Annotated in this window: 17 protein-coding genes; 13 read left to right on the top strand and 4 right to left on the bottom strand. The window is 67.4% G+C overall.

The window, feature by feature from the left end; all coding sequences use genetic code 11:
- Nucleotides 1-80 precede the first annotated feature (80 nt).
- The 7 genes from OP497_RS00815 to yidD all read left to right on the top strand — a co-directional run bounded on the left by OP497_RS00815 (nt 81) and on the right by yidD (nt 5,591).
- A complete protein-coding gene (locus OP497_RS00815) occupies nt 81-491 on the top strand; it encodes an ectoine synthase (protein WP_280545856.1) in 411 nt (136 codons plus the stop codon).
- 325 nt (nt 492-816) lie between these two features.
- Nucleotides 817-1,665 carry an ATP-dependent zinc protease gene (locus OP497_RS00810; RefSeq protein ID WP_280545855.1) on the top strand — a complete coding sequence of 283 codons (849 nt, stop codon included), beginning with the start codon at nt 817-819 and terminating at the stop codon, nt 1,663-1,665.
- A 43-nt stretch (nt 1,666-1,708) separates the two neighbouring features.
- The gene (locus tag OP497_RS00805; protein ID WP_280545853.1) at nt 1,709-3,214 is read left to right on the top strand and encodes a UUP1 family membrane protein; all 1,506 of its coding nucleotides are present in this window, start codon (nt 1,709-1,711) and stop codon (nt 3,212-3,214) included.
- A 4-nt stretch (nt 3,215-3,218) separates the two neighbouring features.
- The gene (locus tag OP497_RS00800; protein ID WP_280545852.1) at nt 3,219-4,181 is read left to right on the top strand and encodes an alpha-L-glutamate ligase-like protein; all 963 of its coding nucleotides are present in this window, start codon (nt 3,219-3,221) and stop codon (nt 4,179-4,181) included.
- Nucleotides 4,182-4,323: 142 nt separating this feature from the next.
- The gene (locus tag OP497_RS00795; RefSeq protein ID WP_280545851.1) at nt 4,324-4,797 is read left to right on the top strand and encodes a transcriptional repressor; all 474 of its coding nucleotides are present in this window, start codon (nt 4,324-4,326) and stop codon (nt 4,795-4,797) included.
- Nucleotides 4,794-5,234 (top strand): phosphoribosyl-AMP cyclohydrolase, encoded by a 441-nt coding sequence (gene hisI / locus OP497_RS00790; protein WP_280545849.1) that lies wholly within the window; start codon nt 4,794-4,796, stop codon nt 5,232-5,234. Before OP497_RS00795 ends, hisI begins: the two co-directional genes overlap by 4 nt.
- 69 nt (nt 5,235-5,303) lie before the next feature.
- On the top strand, nt 5,304-5,591 hold the full coding sequence (gene yidD, locus OP497_RS00785) for a membrane protein insertion efficiency factor YidD (protein WP_280546023.1): 288 nt from the start codon (nt 5,304-5,306) through the stop codon (nt 5,589-5,591).
- Here the strand turns inward: yidD and OP497_RS00780 are convergent, their stop codons facing one another.
- A complete protein-coding gene (locus tag OP497_RS00780; protein ID WP_280545848.1) occupies nt 5,592-6,020 on the bottom strand; it encodes a SufE family protein in 429 nt (142 codons plus the stop codon).
- Nucleotides 6,021-6,047: 27 nt separating this feature from the next.
- Nucleotides 6,048-7,274: a site-specific integrase gene (locus OP497_RS00775; protein ID WP_280545847.1), complete on the bottom strand. Its 1,227-nt coding sequence runs from the start codon at nt 7,272-7,274 to the stop codon at nt 6,048-6,050.
- 215 nt (nt 7,275-7,489) lie between these two features.
- On the opposite strand from OP497_RS00775, the gene OP497_RS00770 reads away from it, so the two are divergent.
- Nucleotides 7,490-8,509 carry a DNA-binding protein gene (locus OP497_RS00770; protein ID WP_280545846.1) on the top strand — a complete coding sequence of 340 codons (1,020 nt, stop codon included), beginning with the start codon at nt 7,490-7,492 and terminating at the stop codon, nt 8,507-8,509.
- A gap of 133 nt (nt 8,510-8,642) precedes the next feature.
- Here the strand turns inward: OP497_RS00770 and nfuA are convergent, their stop codons facing one another.
- Nucleotides 8,643-9,233, bottom strand: a complete 591-nt coding sequence (gene nfuA, locus OP497_RS00765; RefSeq protein WP_280545845.1) for a Fe-S biogenesis protein NfuA — start codon at nt 9,231-9,233, stop codon at nt 8,643-8,645.
- 304 nt (nt 9,234-9,537) lie between these two features.
- On the opposite strand from nfuA, the gene metH reads away from it, so the two are divergent.
- The 4 genes from metH to OP497_RS00745 all read left to right on the top strand — a co-directional run bounded on the left by metH (nt 9,538) and on the right by OP497_RS00745 (nt 16,942).
- Nucleotides 9,538-13,269 carry a methionine synthase gene (gene metH, locus OP497_RS00760; RefSeq protein ID WP_280545844.1) on the top strand — a complete coding sequence of 1,244 codons (3,732 nt, stop codon included), beginning with the start codon at nt 9,538-9,540 and terminating at the stop codon, nt 13,267-13,269.
- Between the two features lie 52 nt (nt 13,270-13,321).
- Nucleotides 13,322-14,650, top strand: a complete 1,329-nt coding sequence (locus OP497_RS00755) for an MATE family efflux transporter (RefSeq protein ID WP_280545843.1) — start codon at nt 13,322-13,324, stop codon at nt 14,648-14,650.
- 116 nt (nt 14,651-14,766) lie between these two features.
- A complete protein-coding gene (locus OP497_RS00750) occupies nt 14,767-16,419 on the top strand; it encodes a nitrite/sulfite reductase (protein WP_280545841.1) in 1,653 nt (550 codons plus the stop codon).
- Nucleotides 16,412-16,942 (top strand): DUF934 domain-containing protein, encoded by a 531-nt coding sequence (locus tag OP497_RS00745; protein ID WP_280545839.1) that lies wholly within the window; start codon nt 16,412-16,414, stop codon nt 16,940-16,942. The genes OP497_RS00750 and OP497_RS00745 overlap by 8 nt, the downstream gene beginning before the upstream one ends.
- 65 nt (nt 16,943-17,007) lie before the next feature.
- On the opposite strand, the gene smrA is transcribed toward OP497_RS00745, so the two are convergent.
- Entirely contained in the window at nt 17,008-17,601 is a 594-nt protein-coding gene (smrA, locus tag OP497_RS00740) for a DNA endonuclease SmrA (RefSeq protein ID WP_280545837.1), read from the bottom strand.
- Between the two features lie 117 nt (nt 17,602-17,718).
- Between smrA and OP497_RS00735 the strand changes: the two genes are divergently transcribed.
- Nucleotides 17,719-18,135 (top strand): gamma-glutamylcyclotransferase family protein, encoded by a 417-nt coding sequence (locus OP497_RS00735; RefSeq protein ID WP_280545835.1) that lies wholly within the window; start codon nt 17,719-17,721, stop codon nt 18,133-18,135.
- Nucleotide 18,136 lies beyond the last annotated feature (1 nt).

The raw sequence follows: 18,136 nt of genomic DNA, 5'->3' as shown, positions 1-18,136 counted from the left end.
TCGCCCCATGTGGGTGGCCCGGTCATCGACCGGTCGGCAGGGGCTGACCGGTCCGTCACTGACACCACTGGAGAGCAACCATGATCGTTCGCAACCTCGAGGAAACCCGCAAGACCGACCGCCTGGTCAAGGCCGAGAACGGCAACTGGGACAGCACCCGCCTGAGCCTGGCTGATGATGGCGGCAACTGCTCCTTCCATATCACGCGTATCTTCGAAGGCACCGAGACCCACATCCACTACAAGCATCACTTCGAGGCGGTCTACTGCATCGAGGGCGAAGGCGAGGTGGAGACCCTGGCCGACGGCAAGATCTGGCCGATCAAGCCGGGTGACATCTACATCCTCGACCAGCACGACGAGCACCTGCTGCGCGCCAGCAAGACCATGCACCTGGCCTGCGTGTTCACGCCGGGCCTGACCGGCAACGAAGTGCACCGCGAGGATGGTTCCTACGCGCCGGCCGAGGCCGACGACAAGAAGCCGCTCTGATCGACCAGCGCTGTCGAGATGATTCTCCGACGCCCCCGGCTCCCGCGAGCCGGGGGCGTTTTGTCACGGCGTCCGGTCGAAGACGATAGTGATCTCGGCAAGGGTGACCCCGAATTTCTTCATCGCCGTGCGATTGAGGACGCTGAAATGGCTTATCTCCTTAAGTTCGTATAATGTATATTATGTTAAATCATGGCCGGGGATATGGTCGGGGATGATGCCGTCAGGACCGTCTATAATCATGCTGTCGCACCCCGTCGACGTTGGACAAGGCTGGAGGCGACTCCTTATCATCACGCATCATCCCGATGCTCGAGCTCTGTTCATGCGCCATCGCCTGCCGTTCGCCGGCACCCTGATCGTTGCCACCGTGCTGCTGAGCGGCTGCACCCTGTTGCCCGAGCGCGAGCCCCCACCGCCGCCCGTCACCAGCGCAGAGTTCCAGGCACGTATCGAGCGGCTGGAAGGCGCCGTCACCTCCATCTGCGTGACCGACCAGCAGACGAGGCTCGATCAGCAGTTGCAACGCCAGCAGGCGCTGTCGGCGGACGTGCGCGAGGTCGGCAGCCTGCTGCGGCAACTGCGTGGCGAGGTGGCGCGCCTCGACCGCGATGACGACGCACCGGAGGTGACCCGCCAGTGCCGTGACAGCCAGACTCGCCTGGACAACAAGGAGATCCTGGGGCGCAGCGAATGGATCGGCTTGCCCGGTGTCGGCACCTACCTCAAGGCGCGCATCGATTCCGGTGCCACCACCTCGTCGCTGTCGGCCACCAAGATCACCCGCTTCGAGCGTGATGGCGAGAACTGGGTGCGCTTCAAGCTGGGGCTCAATGACGATGATAGCCTGGTCGAGAGCGTGCGCGGCGAGTGGATCGAGGCCCCGGTGGAGCGCCGGGTGCGCATCATCCAGGCTTCCGGCGAGGATTCGCGTCCGGTGATCAGCCTGCTGATGACCCTGGGGCCGCTGCGCGAGACGGTGCAGTTCAGCCTCAATGACCGCACCCACCTGGACCATCCGGTACTGCTGGGTCGCCGTTTCCTGATGGACATCGCCGTCATCGACGTGGCCGAGCAATACCTGCATGAACGCCCCGAGTTCCCGGGCGGGCGTCCGGCAGCGGAAGCCGGCGCCGACGAGGCCGCTGATCGCGAGGAAGCAGCCGATGAGTGACGTTCGTTACGTCGCCTGACCCAAGCCCCATCAAGGAAGACCCATGTCACGACTGCCCTTCTACCTGATCGTCGCCTTCCTGCTGGTGGCCGGTGTTGCCCTGAGCATCCACCGCCACGTGCAGTTCGAGGTGCCCTGGACACCGGGCGAACAACGCCAGGTCTGGGAGATCGAGGCCCAGGTCAACTTCACCGCCGAGGGCGGCCCGGCCAAGGTCAACATGGCGCTGCCCTCGAGTCAGCAGGGGTATCGCATCCTCACCGAACACACCGCCTCGCCCGGCTACGGGCTGGCCTTCCTCGAGGAGAACGGCGGCCGTCGCGCCGAATGGTCCACCCGCGAGGCCATCGGCGACCAGCAGCTCTATTACAGCGTCCAGGCGCTGGTGGCCCCGGAGTCGCGCAACCCGAAGGTCGAGGCCCCTCCCCTGCGGCGTGACATCGTCTGGGAAAGCCCCTACGACACCGCGGCCAGCCAGGTGATCGAGCGGGCCTGGACGCGCAGCGCCGACCCCTTCACCTTCGCGCGCGAGCTGATCACCGACTTCACAGAGGAGCGCCAGGGCGAGAATGCTCGCCTCCTGCTGACCCAATTCGATCGCACCCCGCTGCTGGCGCGCCTGCTCAACCAGGCCGGCGTGCCGGCCCGCGAGGTCAGCGGCCTGCTGCTCGAGCACGGCCGCCGGCGGCAGAGCCTGACACCCTGGATCCAGGTCTTCGATGACCAGGAGTGGGCGCTGTTCGATCCTCGCACCGGTGCCCGGGGCCGGCCGGACAACCTGCTCCTCTGGGAGTCCGCCGGACAGGCGGTACTCGAGGTCCAGGGCGGCAGCAACTCGCGGATCGGTTTCTCGATGCTCTCCCGCAACCAGCCGGCGGCGGCGGCGGTGCGCAGCGAGCTGGCCGATGACACCCTGCTCAACTTCTCGATCCACAGCCTGCCCCTGGAAGACCAGGCGCTGTTCCAGACCATCCTGCTGATCCCCATCGGCGCACTGATGGTCGTGATCCTCCGGGTGCTGGTGGGCATCAAGACCTCGGGCACCTTCATGCCCGTGCTGATCGCGCTGGCCTTCATCCAGACCACCCTGATCACCGGGCTGATCGGTTTTCTGCTGGTGGTGGCCGTGGGACTGGTGATCCGCAACTATCTCTCCTACCTGAACCTGCTGCTGGTGGCGCGAGTGACGGCGGTGATCATCACGGTCATCGCCATCATCTCGGTGTTCTCGGTGCTCTCCTACCGCTTCGGGCTCAACGCCGGCCTGACCATCACTTTCTTCCCGATGATCATCCTCTCCTGGACCATCGAGCGGATGTCGATCCTCTGGGAGGAGGAAGGTCCCAAGCAGGTGCTGATCCAGGGTGGCGGCAGCCTGCTCACCGCGGTACTGGCCTACCTGGCGATGAACAACCCCTGGATCCGCCACATCACCTTCAACTTCCTCGGCGTCCAGCTGATCCTGATGGCGCTGATCCTGCTGCTCGGCAACTACACCGGCTATCGCCTGCTCGAGCTGCGCCGCTTCAAGCCGGTCACGGAGGACTGACACCATGTGGACGACCCCTGCCCGCCTGCATGCCAAGGGAATCATTGGCATGAACCGGCGCAACATCCGCTACATCGGCCGCTACAACAACCGTCGGCTCTACCCGCTGGTGGACGACAAGCTCAAGACCAAGCTGCTGGCCCAGGAGTACGGCATCACCACACCGGCGTTGATCGGCACCGTGACCACCCAGTTCGGCGTCAAGCATATCGGTCCCATGCTCGTCGGCCACCACGGGTTCGTGATCAAGCCGGCCAAGGGCAGCGGTGGCAAGGGCATCCTGGTCATCGAGCGGATCGAAGGCGATCGCTACATTAAGCCTAGCGGCGCCCAGCTGACCCTCGGCGACGTCGAGCGCCATGTCTCCAATATCCTCTCCGGGCTCTATTCCCTGGGGGGGTCGCCTGACGTGGCCCTGATCGAGGCACTGATCAACTTCGACGCATCTTTCTCCGAGTATACCTACGAGGGGGTGCCGGACATCCGGGTCATCGTCTTCAAGGGCTACCCGGTGATGGCGATGATGCGCCTCTCCACTGCCGCCTCGGACGGCAAGGCCAACCTGCACCAGGGGGCCGTGGGCGTGGGCATCGACATCGCCAGCGGCACCGCGATCCGCGGGGTGCAGTTCGACCGCACCCGCCACGACCACCCCGACACCGGGCACGAGCTCGCCAGTCTGCAGATCAGCGACTGGGGCACCCTGCTGCGGCTGGCCGCCGGCTGTTTCGAGATGACCGGGCTCGGGTATCTCGGCACCGACATGGTGCTCGACCGGGACCATGGTCCCATGCTGCTGGAACTCAACGCCCGTCCGGGGCTGGCGATCCAGATGGCCAACGGCGAGGGGCTGCGCTCCCGGCTCGACCTGATCGAACGCCAGTCCGAGGGGGTCGCGCCCGAGGAAAGGGTTGCCTTCTCCCAGCATCATTTCGCCCGCTCCAGCGAGCTGCGCGAGACGGCCTGAAAGGCGTGAGGGTATTGCAGATTGCAGAATTGCTTGGGCTGATCCGGCGGCTTGCCCCCGGCGCCCCACAGTGCGGACGGCTGGCCCCTCGCCGGCCCGGCGCGTAGAATGTTGCATCCTCCCCGCCATCGCCCCGGGTGCCATGACCGATCCCCGCGACATGATCCGACAGGCCGAACGGCAGTGCCAGCAGCGCGGCGCGCGCTTCACGCCGATCCGTCGACGGGTGCTGGAGATGATCGCCGCTGCCCCCGGCAGCCTGAAGGCCTATGACCTGCTCGACCGTCTGGCGGCGGAACACGCGGCGGCACGGCCGCCTACCGTGTATCGCGCCCTGGAGTTTCTCATCGACCAGGGCCTGGTGCATCGCATCGAGTCCCTCAATGCCTATGTGGCCTGCCCCTGCCCCGAGCATGCCCACGGCTTCCAGCTGCTGATCTGCCGCCTCTGTGGCCGGGTCGAGGAGCTGCACCTGGACGAGATCAACGACCACCTGGCGCGTCGCGCCAGGGAGCTGGGCTTCGCGGTCCAGCGCCAGACCATCGAGCTGCTGGGCCAGTGTGACGCCTGCCGACAGGCAACCGAGCACCCCGCCGCCCCTGCGGAGATTTCATGAGCGACACCTTCAAGGCCCTCGAGCGGGCCGCCGGCGACAGCCGCTTCCCCCTGGCCGGGATCCTCGACGCCATCCGCTTCAACGCCGACGGCCTGATCCCGGCTATCGCCCAGCAGCACGACAGTGGCGAGGTGCTGATGATGGCCTGGATGAACCGCGAGGCCCTGGAGGAGACCCTGCGTACCGGCCGGGTCTGCTACTGGTCGCGCTCGCGGGGCAAGCTGTGGCGCAAGGGCGAGAGCTCCGGCCAGCAGCAGCACCTGAAGGGCGCGGCGCTGGACTGCGACGGCGACACCCTGCTGCTGCAGGTGGCGCAGACGGGGCCTGCCTGTCACAGCGGCAGGCTCAGCTGCTTCTACGTGGCGCTGGAGGGTGACGAGGCACGCATCGCCAGTGACCCCTTGATCGACCCCGACGCTCTCTACGGCAAGGGCTGAGACGTGCCCTGCCTGGTCGCCGGGATCCATCGCCTGCTGCGCTGGCTGGGCCGGGCCCTCGGCTGGCTGATGATCGCTGCGGTGAGGCTCTACCAGTTCACGCTGAGCCCCCTGCTGGGCCCGCGCTGCCGCTACTGGCCAAGCTGCTCGAGCTATACGGTGGAGGCGCTGCGGGTGCATGGCCCGTTCAAGGGCGGGATCCTGGCGGTGCGGCGAATCGCCCGCTGTCATCCGGGCTGCGAGGGCGGCATCGACCCGGTCCCGGGCGGACCCAGCGAGCGGCTCTGTCGGGAGGATCCGGAGCTTGACGAGCAGTTCCGCTGCCGGACGGACGACCGGCCGCCAGGCGGCCGCTGATCAGGCGGCCGCTTCCGCCTCGGCCACGCGGTAGATCCGCTCCAGCATGGCGTTGAGGCCGTTGCTGCGGGTCGGCGAGAGGTGCTTGTCGAGCCCCAGGTCCTTCATGAAGTGGGGGCTGGTGGTGCGGATATCCGCCGGGTGACGGTCGTTGTAGATGCGCATCAGCACGGCGATCAGCCCGGAGACGATAGCGGCATCGGAGACCGCATCGAAGTGCAGGGTCTCGCCGTCGCGGCGGTGGTGCATCCACACATTGGACTGGCAGCCCTGGATCTTCAGCTCGTCGACCTTCCACTCCTCGGGAAAGGCCGGCAGCTGCTTGCCCATGTCGATGAGGTACTGGTAGCGATCCATCCAGTTGTCGAACATCTCGAACTCGTCGAGAAGCTCCTGCTGGGCCTGTTCGGCGGTGGTCTCGGCAGTCATGGTCTCTCCTGGAAAAGGCGTGTGCCATTATAACGGCTCACGGCCGTCATCTCGATCATCGGTGTGTGCTGCCCTCGCCCGTCCGACCCCCAGTCCGTGCCGCGCCTGCTGGCGATGCCACTCCTCGTCCTCGGCATGCAGGTAGCGCACCGTGGTGTCGAGACGCGAGTGGCGAGCCGTCGCGGCCAGATAGCGCAGTTCCACCCCGGCCTGGGCCTGATGGGTCAGGGCCGTATGACGCAGCCAGTGCGGTGTCGCCCGACGCAGGCGCAGCACCTCACCCTGCGCCGCCTCGCCCGCCTCCCGCTCGAGCGCCTCGGCCGCCTCCCGGAAGCCATCACGGACCAGCCGATAGAGGCGGTTGTCGCCCAGCCCCCGCCGGCCGTCCAGGGCCCGCAGCAGAGGTGAGGCGTCATCCGGCGATGGTTTTCCCACCAGGCCCAGCGACCGGCGCCACGCACCCAGCAGTTCCATCATGTCCGGCGGCACCGGGATACGCGCCACCTTGTCGCCCTTCCCCACTACGTTCCACCACCAGCGCCCCTCGCGGCGCTGGAAGTCGTTCATGCGCGCCGCGCTCATCTCGCCGATCCGTGGGGCCAGCAGGTAGGCAAAGCCGAACACCAGCCGCAGCCGGGTCAGCTCGTAATGCCGCCGGGGCGAGGCGTCCTCCTCCGCCGGCCGGTTGAGCCAGTCCCATAGCCAGTCCCACAGGGGGCGCTCCAGGTAGCGCTCGATGCTCCCCTGGCGGTTGTCCAGGCGCCGGCGCTTGTCGCGCATTAGGCGGAAGGGATTGTGGCGGACCCAGCCCGCCTCCACCAGCCAGGCGAACATGCCCTGCAGGATCACCAGGCTCTGGCGGCGGCTGGCGGGCGACAGCGGTCCGCGGAAGGGACGCCAGCGCGGGTCGCGACGCGGGCGCACCGGCCCGATCCAGCGCTCGGCGGGTCGCGGATCGGCCAGGAAGGCCTCGAAGAGGTCCAGGTCTTCCCGGCGCAGCGCATCGAGCCCCCTGCCCTGCTCTGCCAGCCACAGCAGCAGGCGCTGCGCCTCGCGGCGATAGGCACGCAGGGTCCGGGGGCTGGCCCGGTATTCGTCGAGCCACTGCGCCACGGCTTCGGCATCGCTGCCGGCGGTGATGTGCAGGCCTTGCCGCTCTCCCGTCTCACCGGGCGACAGCGCGAGTCGCTCGAGCGCCGTCGATGTCGCCTCGCGCCTCTCGCCGGGCGCTGCCGGCCACGTCTCACTGTCCATATCCGCTCCTTGCGCCTTGCGCCTTGCCGCTCAGTATCCGGCCTTCCAGGCATGAAAATCAAGATAAGCCGCGTAATCTTGATTTTCTTCTGCATACCGTAAATAAAATTACATCGAACATAAAACGTAATTACCTTCAATATCGAACCGCCCGCGGGTACACTGCCCACGAAAGCCCAGGGGCAGCCCCGGCAGACAACCACGAGGACACGACCATGGCGCGCAGCGGCGTGCGTTACGAGGATGTTCAGCGGGCCATCGATGCCCTGCTGGAGAAGGGAGAGGCGCCCAGCGTGCACAAGGTGCGCGAGGTGCTGGGCACCGGCAGCTTCACGACCATCAGCGAGCACCTGCGGGAGTGGCGGACACGGCGGGAGGAGAACCGCGACCTGCCCCCGCCGCGGGGCATGCCCGAGGCCCTGCAGGAACTCGCCGAATCGCTGTGGGCGAAGGCCCAGGTGTCCGCCAACGAGGCCCTCGCCCACTACCGGCAGGAGGCAGAGGGCCGGGTGGAGACGGCGCGGGAGGAAGCCGGCGAGGCCCTGCGCCGGGCCGAGGACGCCGAACAGCGGGAGTCGGCGCTGGCCGCCCACCTGGCGCGAACCGAGCAGCGCCTCGAGGAGCAGAGCGGCGAACTGGCGCGCCGCGAGTCAGAGCGCGATGTCCTGGCGGAGCGCGAGGCGAAGCTCGCCACCCGGCAGACTCGCCTGGAGGCGCAGCTGGCGAGCCTGCAGCAGGAGCACGAGCGGCAGCAGGCCCTCAGCGAGCAGGCCGCGCACCACCAGGAGCGCCTGGCCCGGGAGGAAAAGCGTCACGAGAGCAGCGAGGCGCGGCTGATGGGGCTGCTCGACGAGGCGCGCCAGGAGCGACAGACCGCCGAGAAACGCCATGCTCAGAGGCTGCAGCAGCTCGAGGCGCGACTGGAGCGGGCTCAGCAGGTCGCGCAGGAGGCACGCGGCGCCCTGGCCGAGGAAGAGAAGCGTCACCGCGAGACCGAGTGGGCGCGCCTCCAGGCCGAGGAGCGAACCCGGACCCTGCAGCATGAGCAGGCCCTGATGCAGGCGCGCATCGACGAGCAGAAGCAGCTGCTGGAGGAGCAGGTGCGTCGCTTGCGCGACCTGGAGACCCAGCTCCATCGCTGCCTCTGGCAGGCGCCGGTGCCTGCCCGGAATCGCGAGGAGGTGCCCGAGAACGACGAAGGCCCCGCGGATGCGGGGCCTTCGGGGGCAAGATGAAAGGGTAAAAAGGACAACGAGTTTCGTGGGAGCGATCTTCAGATCGCGATGGAGGCCGAAGGCTTCCTGAAAGCGGGCGCCTAGGCCAGCAATCGCGCCATGAATTGTGCTCCCGGATGGGAGTCCGAGCGGCCTAGCGGTAGTAGGCGTTTGTGGTGTCCGTATGGTCGGTCACGTCGCGGATCCCGGCGAGCTCCGGGATGCGCTCCAGCAGGGTCCTCTCCACGCCGTCCTTGAGGGTGAGGTCCACCGCGGCGCAGCCCTGGCAGCCGCCGCCGAAGGCCAGCACCGCGAACTGGTCATCGGTGAGTTCGACCAGTTTGATCTCGCCACCGTGGGAGGCCAGTCCCGGGTTGATCTCGCTATAGAGGATGTAGTTGACGCGATCCTCGAGTGGGCTGTCGGCATTGACCTTGGGCATCTTGGCGTTGGGCGCCTTGATGGTCAACTGCCCGCCCATGCGATCGGCGTTGAAGTCGACCACGGCCTCCTCAAGGAAGGCCAGGCTGTTCTTGTCCAGGTAGACACGGATCTTCTCGAGCTCTAGCAGCTGATCGCTGGGCTCTTCTTCGCCGGGCCGGCAGTAGGCCAGGCAGGTCTCGGCGTAGGGGGTGCCCGGCTGGGTAATGAAGATGCGGACTGCAATGCCCTCGACGCTCTGCTTCTCGAGCAGTTCGGCAAGGTAGTCCTGGGCGCTGTCGGTGATCTGGATGCTGTCGCTCATGGTGCTCTCGCTATCGTGACATGTCGCGCCGGGGTGGCGTCGCGACAGGTACAGAAAGTGTGCTGCCCTCAATGGTAAGCGACCCGCGCGGCTGACACAATCCCGACTGAATTGCTGGGTTTTAGCCTGCCCCCTGCCGCAGCGCCGTGGCGTTTGCTAAGATGAGCGCCTTTCCCGGCGGCCTGCCGATGTCCCGGAGTCCGGCAGGACCGCCCCTGGCCCGCAGCGCCTACCTTCGACAAGACGCCCCAGGCGCCCCGCTGCCGGCTCGACCCTTGCCCCACGCTGGAGATTGATTCGACCCATGGCCGCCGCTCCTACCACCCTGACCGCCACGCTCCATGACAGCCTCGCGCGACGCATCCTGATGCTCGATGGTGGCATGGGCACCATGCTGCAGAATGCCGGGCTTTCCGAGCAGGAATTTCGTGGTGAACGCTTCACCGACTGGTCGAGCGACCTCAAGGGCAACAATGACCTGCTGGCCCTGACCTGTCCCGACCTGGTGACGCGCATCCACCGTCAGTACCTGGAGGCCGGCGCCGACATCGTCGAGACCAACACCTTCAACAGCACGCGTCTCTCCCAGTCCGACTACGGCATGGAAGACCTGGTGCCCGAGCTTAATCGGGAATCGGCGCGTCTGGCCCGTGCAGTCTGTGACGCCGTCGCCGAGGAGACCGGCGTGCCGCGCTACGTGGCCGGCGTGCTGGGGCCCACCTCGCGTACGGCTTCCCTGTCGCCGGACGTCAACGACCCGTCCAAGCGCAATGTCACCTTCGACGCCCTGCGCGAGAACTACTACGAGGCTGCCGAGGCGCTGATCGGGGGCGGCGCCGACCTCATCCTGATCGAGACCATCTTCGACACCCTCAATGCCAAGGCGGCGATCTATGCCCTGGAGGAGCTGTTCGAGGCACGCGGCGAACGGCTGCCGGTGATGATCTCCGGGACCATCACCGACGCCTCGGGACGCACCCTGTCGGGCCAGACCACCGAGGCCTTCTGGAACTCGGTACGCCATGCCCGCCCGCTCTCCGTCGGGCTCAACTGCGCCCTGGGGGCGGCGGAGCTGCGGCCCTATGTCGAGGAGCTCGCCACCAAGGCCGACACCTTCGTCTCGGCCCACCCCAACGCCGGCCTGCCCAACGAGTTTGGCGAGTACGACCAGACCACGGAGGAGATGGCGGCGATCGTCGCCGAGTTCGCCCAGAGTGGCCTGGTCAACATCATCGGCGGCTGCTGTGGCTCCACCCCCGAGCACATCGCGGCGATCCACGCCGCCATCCAGGGGCTGGCGCCGCGCCGGGTGCCCGAGCGGGCGCGCGCCTGCCGCCTCTCCGGGCTCGAGCCCTTCAACATCGAGGCCGATGCGCTGTTCGTCAACGTCGGCGAGCGTACCAATGTCACCGGCTCGGCGCGCTTCAAGCGGCTGATCGTCGAGGAGGACTTCACCACCGCGCTGGAAGTGGCCCTGGAGCAAGTGGAGAACGGCGCCCAGATCATCGACATCAACATGGACGAGGGGATGCTCGAGTCCGAGGAGGCCATGGTGCGCTTCCTCAACCTGATCGCCGGGGAGCCCGACATCTCCCGGGTGCCGATCATGATCGACTCCTCCAAGTGGGCGATCATCGAGGCGGGGCTCAAGTGCGTCCAGGGCAAGTCCATCGTCAACTCCATCTCGATGAAGGAGGGCGAGGACGCCTTCCGGGAGCAGGCCACCGCCTGTCGGCGGTACGGCGCCGCCATCATCGTCATGGCCTTCGATGAACAGGGTCAGGCCGATACCTTCGCCCGCAAGACCGAGATCTGCCAGCGTGCCTATCGGATCCTGGTCGACGAGCTGGACTTCCCGCCGGAAGACATCATCTTCGACCCCAACATCTTCGCCATCGGCACCGGCATCGAGGAGCACAACAACTACGCCGTTGACTTCATCGAGGCCACCCGCTGGATCCGTGAGCACCTGCCCCATGCCCTGGTCTCCGGTGGCGTGTCCAACGTGTCGTTCTCCTTCCGTGGCAATAACCCGGTGCGCGAGGCCATCCACTCGGCCTTCCTCTACCACGCCATCCGCGCGGGCCTGACCATGGGCATCGTCAACGCCGGCCAACTGGCCGTCTACGACGATCTGCCGGCGGAATTGCGCGAGGCCGTAGAAGATGTGGTGCTCAATCGCCGCGCCGATTCCACGGAACGGCTGCTGGAACTGGCCGACAAGTACCAGGGCGATGGCAGCGGCCCGGCCAGGAAGGAGGACCTGGAGTGGCGCTCCTGGGAGGTCGAGAAGCGCATCGCCCACTCCCTGGTCAAGGGAATCACCGCCTACATCGAGGAAGACACCGAGCTCGCCCGGCAGCGGGCCGAGCGGCCCATCGAGGTGATCGAGGGGCCGCTGATGGACGGCATGAACGTGGTCGGTGACCTGTTCGGCGCCGGCAAGATGTTCCTGCCCCAGGTGGTCAAGTCGGCCCGGGTCATGAAGCAGGCGGTGGCCTATTTGTTGCCCTACATCGAGGCGGAAAAGAGCGAGCTCTCTACAGAAGGTCAGCAGGCCAAGGGCAAGATCGTCATGGCCACGGTCAAGGGCGACGTCCACGACATCGGCAAGAACATCGTCGGCGTCGTGCTCCAGTGCAACAACTACGAGGTCATCGACCTCGGGGTGATGGTGCCCGCCGAGAAGATCCTGCAGACCGCCCGCGACGAGAACGCCGACATCATTGGCCTCTCCGGCCTGATCACCCCGTCGCTGGACGAGATGGTCCATGTGGCCAAGGAGATGCAGCGGCAGGGCTTCACCCTGCCGCTGCTGATCGGCGGCGCCACCACCTCCAAGGCCCACACCGCGGTGAAGATCGAGCCCGGCTATGAGCATCCGGTGATCTACGTCACCGATGCCTCGCGCGCCGTGGGCGTGGCCGGCAAGCTGCTCTCGCCGACTCTGAAGCCGGCCTACATCGACGAGATCCACGCCGAGTACCAGACGGTGCGGGAACGCAACGCCAAGCGTCGCCCCAAGGCGGCCGATCTCTCCTACGCCGAGGCCCGCCAGCGCAAGCCGGCCATGGACTGGGACGGCTACTCGCCACCGCGACCTGCCATCACCGGGCTCAAGGTGTTCGACGACTATGACATCGAGGAGCTGGTGGAGCGCATCGACTGGACCCCCTTTTTCATGAGCTGGCAGCTGGCCGGCAAGTATCCGAAGATCCTCGACGATGCCAAGGTCGGCGAGGCGGCCCGCCAGCTGTTCGCCGATGCCCGGACGATGCTGCGCAAGTTGATCGACGAGAAGCGCATCCAGGCCCGTGGCGTGATCGGCCTGTGGCCGGCCAACAGCGTCGACGACGACGTCATCGAGGTCTATGCCGACGAGTCGCGCAGCGCGGTGATCGAGCGACTTCACCACATCCGCCAGCAGACCACCAAGAACCGCGACGGTGTTTGCCACAGCCTGGCCGACTTCATCGCGCCTCGCTATGACGCCAACGGAGAACCGAGCGGCACGCCCGACTGGATCGGCGGCTTCGCCGTCACCACCGGGCATGGCGTGGAGGCCCTGGCCGAGCAGTACAAGGCCACCGGCGACGACTACAACGCCATCCTGGTCCAGTCGCTCACCGACCGCCTGGCCGAGGCGTTCGCCGAGCGCCTGCACGAGCGGGTGCGCAAGGAGTTCTGGGGCTACGTGCCGGACGAGACCCTGGGCAACGACGCCCTGATCGCCGAGAAGTACCAGGGCATCCGCCCGGCACCGGGCTACCCGGCCTGTCCCGACCACACCGAGAAGGCGACCCTGTTCCGCCTGCTCCAGGCCACCGACAACGCCGGTATCGACCTCACCGAGAACTTCGCCATGTGGCCCGCCGCCGCGGTGGCCGGCTGGTACTTCTCGCACCCCCGCTCGAAGTACTTTTCCACCGGCAAGATCACCCGGGACCAGGTCGAGGCGCTGGCCAGCCGCAAGGGCATGACCGTCGAGGCGCTCGAGCGCTGGCTCGCGCCGGTGCTCTCCTACGACCCGGCCTGACCCATCTGGTCCGCTGCGGCGGGCCGCCTGCCCTCACCTACCCGGAACACGGATGCTGCCCGAGTCCACCCGACGCCAGACGATCCAGCGCCTCGCCCTGCCGATCATCGCCGGCATGCTCACCCAGAGCCTGCTCAACCTGATCGATGCGGCCCTGGTGGGCTCGCTCGGCGAAGTGCCGCTGGCCGGCGTGGGCATCGGCGGCTACGCCATGTTCCTGATCACCGCCGTGGTCTTCGGGCTCTCCTCCGGCGTCCAGGCGCAGACGGCGCGTCGCCACGGCGAACAGGACTGGGCGCGGTGTGCCATGGCGCTCAACGCCGGCCTGGCGATCGCCCTGACGCTGGCCCTGCCCCTGACCCTGCTCTGCCTGTGGCAGGCGCCGCGCCTGCTGGCGCTGATCAACCAGGACCCGGCGGTCACTGTCGAGGCGGTGGAATACTTTCGCTGGCGGGTCGTCTCGCTGCTCCCGGTGGCGATGATCTTCTGCTTCCGTGGCTACTGGAACGGCATCCAGCAGACCGGCCTCTACCTGCGCATCATCCTGGTGATGCATGCCATCAACGTGGTGGCGAGCATCGTCCTGATCTTCGGGCATCTCGGCCTGCCGGCCATGGGCGCGGCCGGCGCCGGGGCTGGCACTACGCTGTCGCTCTTCGTGGGGCTCGCCATCTGGGCCGGGCTCAGCCTGCGCCACGCCACCGCCAGCGGCTTCCTGGCCGGCCTGCCCCGGCGGCCTACCCTTGCCACCACCCTGCGCCTGGCCACGCCCCACTCCTTCCAGCAGGTCTGGTTTGCCGCCGGCTATGCCGTGCTGTTCTGGATCCTGGGTCAGATCGGGACCGCCAGCGTTGCCGTCGGCCACGTGCTGGTCAACCTCTCGCTGCTGCTGATCCTGCCCGGCGTGGGGCTCGGCATGGCGGCGATGAGCCTGGTGGGCCAGGCGCTGGGCCGCCATGCCCATGGTGAGGCCCATCGCTGGGGATGGGACGTGGTGCGGCTCGCCTGGCCCTGCCTGGCGGTGCTGGCCCTGCCGATGGGACTGTTTCCCGAAGCGGTACTGGGCCTCTTCCTGCATGACCCCGAACTCGTCACCATGGGCACGTTGCCCCTGCGCCTGACCGCCGCGATGATCGTGCTGGATGCCGCGGCACTGGTGTTCGCCCAGGCCCTGCTCGGCGCCGGTGCCCACCGCACGGTGATGGCGACCACCCTCACCCTGCAGTGGCTGCTCTTCCTGCCGCTGGCCTGGTGGGTCGGGGTGGTGCATGACCAGGGGCTGGTCGGCATCTGGTGGGTGCAGCTTGGCTATCGCGTCCTGAACTCGGCCGGCTTCATGCTGATCTGGCAACGGCGGCGCTGGCAGGTGCTGGTCATCTGAGCCGCCGTCATTCCATTTTGCATATAAACTATAAACATTTATTCTTTTCTAGAATAAAAGACAGGCGGTAAGGTAGCGCCATAGTCCGCCACTTCCCAGCATCAGGAATGCGCTGAATGTATCGTTACGACACCCACGACCAGACCCTGGTCGATGAACGCGTCGCCCAGTTCCGCGACCAGATGCGCCGCTATCTCGCGGGCCGGATCAGCGAGGAGGAGTTCCTGCCGCTGCGCGTGCAGAACGGCCTCTACATCCAGCGCTATGCCCCCATGCTGCGCATCGCCATTCCCTACGGCATGCTGGCGTCCTATCAGCTGCGCAAGCTGGGCGAGATCGCCGCCCGCTACGATCGCGGCTATGGCCACTTCACCACCCGCACCAACCTGCAGCTGAACTGGCCGAAGCTCGAGGACGTACCGGATATCCTCGCCGATCTTGCCAGCGTGCAGATGCACGCCATCCAGACCAGCGGTAACGACATCCGCAACACCACCACCGACCAGTTCTCCGGCGTGGCGGCCGACGAGGAGGTCGACCCGCGCCCCTGGTGCGAGCTGATCCGCCAGTGGTCGACCTTTCACCCCGAGTTCGCCTATCTGCCACGCAAGTTCAAGATCGCCGTGACCGGCGCCGTCGAGGACCGCGCCGCCATCCAGGTCCACGACGTGGGCCTGCGCCTGTGGCGCGATCACGATGGCGAGGTGCGCGTCAGGGTGCTGGCCGGCGGCGGGCTGGGCCGCACGCCGATGATCGGCGAGGTGGTTCGCGATGACCTGCCCTGGCAGCACCTGCTGACCTACCTGGAGGCCCTGGTCCGGGTCTACAACCAGTTCGGTCGCCGCGATAACAAGTTCAAGGCGCGCATCAAGATCCTGGTCAAGGCACTCGGCGTCGACGAGTTCCGTCGCCGCGTCGAGGAGGAGTGGGCCCACCTCAAGGATGGCCCCCAGACCCTGACCACCGGCGCCGTCGAGTCCGTGGCGGCACACTTCGTCGAGCCGCCGCGCCGTGAAGTGCCGGCCGAGGCCATTGCGGCCTTCGAGGGGCTGCGCGGCGAGAACCGCGCCTTCGCCCGCTTCGTCACCAACAACGTTAGTGACCACAAGGTGTCCGGCTACAAGGCCGTGACCCTGTCGCTCAAGCGTCGCGAGCACTCGCCCGGGGACGTCACCTCGGAGCAGATGGTGGCCATCGCCGACCTGGCCGACGAGTTCGGCCACGGCGAGCTGCGGGTCACCCACGAGCAGAACCTGGTGCTCACCGACGTGCCGGTGGACCGCCTGGAGGAACTCTGGCAGCGGCTGGAGGCCCTGGGCATGGCCAACCCCACGGTGGGCACCCTGGCCGACCTGATCTGCTGCCCCGGCGGCGACTACTGCGGCCTGGCCAATGCCAAGTCGATCCCGGTCGCCCATGCCATCCAGGAGCGCTTCGAGGATCTCGACTTCCTCTACGACCTGGGACCCCTGGAGCTCAACATCTCCGGCTGCATGAACGCCTGCGGCCACCATCATGTCGGCCACATCGGCATCCTCGGCGTCGACAAGAAGGGCGAGGAGTACTACCAGATCTCGCTGGGCGGTAGTCAGGGCAACGGCACCTCCCTGGGCAAGATCCTGGGGCCCTCGTTCTTCCGCGAGGACGTGCCGGAGGTGATCGACAAGCTGCTGCAGGTCTATGTCGGCAGCCGCCAGCCCGACGAGACCTTCCTCGATACCTATCGCCGCATCGGCCTCAAACCCTTCAAGGAGCGTGTCTATGCCTGAGCAGACCGTCACCCGCCCGCTGATCGTCAAGCGCCGCCTGGTCGAGGACCACTGGATCCGCCACGACGGGGAGACCGCCCCGGCGCAGGGCCCCGCCCTGGTCCCCCTGGCGGTGTGGCAGGCCGCCGGCCGGCGCGAGGACCTGGCCCCCTGGCTGCCCAGCGACACCGAGCTCACGCCGGCGCTGGCCGACGAGCTGATGGCGGCCCCGCTGGTCGGCATCGACTTCCCGAAGTTCACCGATGGGCGGGGCTACAGCATCGCCCGGCTGCTGCGCGAGCGGCATGGCTACCGGGGCCAGATCCGCGCCCTGGGCGACGTGCTGATCGACCAGCTGTTCTACATGTCCCGCTGCGGCTTCGATGCCTTCTCGCTGCGCGAGGACCAGGTCGTCGAGGATGCCCTGCGCGCCCTGGATACCTTCAGTCGCGGCTACCAGCCGGGCACCGACGACCCCGAGCCGCTGTTCCGTCGTCGCCTGCGCGAACTCGGGCAGCAACGCGCGCAACCCGCGCTGGCCTGACGCCCCCTGCCCGTGCGGAGCACGCTGCCGGCCCTCGGGCCGGCAGCGTCGTTTTCCCGAGGACCTCAGCCCCGCCGCTTCTGCTGCCGCTCCCGGTTCGCGGACCTCGCCCGCTCGCTCTTGCGCAGCATCACCCAGGTCGCGCTCAAGCCGCCGTCTGCCTGGCCCGCCGAGACGTAGGCCTGGACCTCGTCGAAGGCGCCGAGCCACTTCGCCAAGTAGGAACGCAGCACGTTGGGCGGGCTGTCGATCTCGCGCCCGCGGCCATGGACGATCAACACCGAGCGCAGGTCGTGGGCGTAGGCCTCGCGGATGAAGGGCGGCAGCAGGCGCCGACACTCCTCCAGCGGCCGACGCAGCAGGTGCAGGCTGGCCTGCACCGGGTAGCCGCCGTGGCGCAGGCGGTCGACCACCGCCTGCTGGATGCCGTCCCGGTGGAAGGCCAGGGGGTCGAAGGGCGGCACAAGGTCGACGAAGTCATCGGAGAGGAAGTCGCGGCCCGCCGCCTCGGCCGCGGCACTCTCGCGCCGAGCCCGCTGGGCCTCGTTGGGCTCGCCACGTGTTCGCCCGGGATCGGCCCGGTTGATGGCGTGGTTCAAGGGCCGCACATCCTCCATCAGTGCCCGGAAATCCACGTCGTCGCGATTCGCCTGGCTCATGGGCACCTCCTCCTGGACGTCATGGGGAGATCCCATCCTAGCAGAGCCGCCCCGGCGGCTTAAGTCGACAGCCCGATCATGGCAGGATGACCCCTTGCCCCATGACAAGGATGCCCCATGCGACCCCTCAAGTGGCTGGGAGCCCTGGCCCTCGGTACTCCGCTGGCGATGGCCGGCTGGCTATGGCTCTCCCTGCTCAGCCCCTGGACCTACGATCGCCCCGACCAGTTGTCCCCCATCCAGCAAGGCCCCCACCGGGTCTTCGTCTATGGCACCCTGACCCATGCACCGGTCCGCTGGCTGGTCTACGGCCGAGTCGGCGACCCCGAGCCCGCCGTGCTGGAGGGCTACCGACGCGTCGACCTCGATCTGCAGGAGGCCCCTCGGGGGCAGGTGGAAGGCCTGGTGCTGACCGTCGATGCCAGAGAGCTGGCCCGCCTGGATCGCTACGAGAGACTTGGCATTCGCTATGATCGCGTCCGGGTGACGCTGGCGGATGGCCGCCGCGTCTGGGCCTATCGACGACGCGATTAGG

Origin of the sequence: Halomonas sp. 11-S5 (genome assembly GCF_029889825.1) — a bacterium.
Lineage (GTDB): Bacteria > Pseudomonadota > Gammaproteobacteria > Pseudomonadales > Halomonadaceae > Halomonas.
The sequence above is the reverse complement of the archived record's forward strand: the minus strand, read 5'-3'. Positions and strand labels throughout refer to the sequence as shown.